A 777-nucleotide genomic window follows, 5' to 3' on the forward strand; every position below is an offset into this window, starting at 1 on the left:
CTCGTAAGATTCGTCTCGCAGAATGCGTCCGTCCCCGGTCCGGTTGAACCAGCTGTATTTGTAGTTACCGAAGGTGCCAGGCCAAAAATGGAAATACTCATAGGGATCGCCTTGCAGTTGCCGCGTTTCCATCGGCATCGCCCCATCTTTGCGGCGCGGCAAGACAACCATTTCGGAGCGATCGAAACTGTTGCCTAGAATTCGCTTTCGATCGTTGCGATCGGCAAAGCGTTTCAGTTTTGCCCTGGTCCATTTTTCAGCTTCCTCGGTCCAGTAACAGCCCGACTGTGCTTTCAGGTAATCAATTTTTGCCTCGCCAAGAGCGGAGATCTGGCCCTCGTCGTTAGGGTCCGACTGCTTGAAATAGTTCATTGATGTGGCTGTCTGCTCGGCAAATGAAACACTGAGCGCCTGCTTGAACCGCTCGGTATTTTCAGTGCCCGGCCCGGACACTATGAATTCGCCGTCGTGATTGTTTGATGGATTGCCGCCTTTGGCCATGATGCATCTCCCTTCTGAGGCTTCATGGTTGATCGAATGCGGCCGGCTTCCTAGTCGTCATATGACGATGGTCCGCGGGTTCGCTGCGCACGTTTCCCGGATTGCAAGCTGATTTCGCGCGTCTGGCTCGCACGCCATGCCGGCCGGCAACGTCCCTCGGAGCCACTTCGGCTTTGACTGTAGCACCTGCATGGCCTCTAACTCACGTCTGGATATAGCCATGTCAAAGCACCGTCTGCCCCTGGTCGCCGCTATCTATCTTGGTTCGTTCGTGGC

The 777-nt window shown here is 55.1% G+C and carries 1 protein-coding gene; it reads right to left on the reverse strand.

Annotation, left to right across the window (positions count from 1 at the left end):
* The coding region (locus EN906_RS35955; protein ID WP_164777700.1) for a hypothetical protein at positions 1 to 501 on the reverse strand (501 nt) is incomplete at its 3' end.
* Between the last annotated feature and the right edge of the window lie 276 nt (positions 502 to 777).

Source organism: Mesorhizobium sp. M7A.F.Ca.CA.004.06.1.1, from assembly GCF_003999135.1.
Lineage (GTDB): Bacteria > Pseudomonadota > Alphaproteobacteria > Rhizobiales > Rhizobiaceae > Mesorhizobium.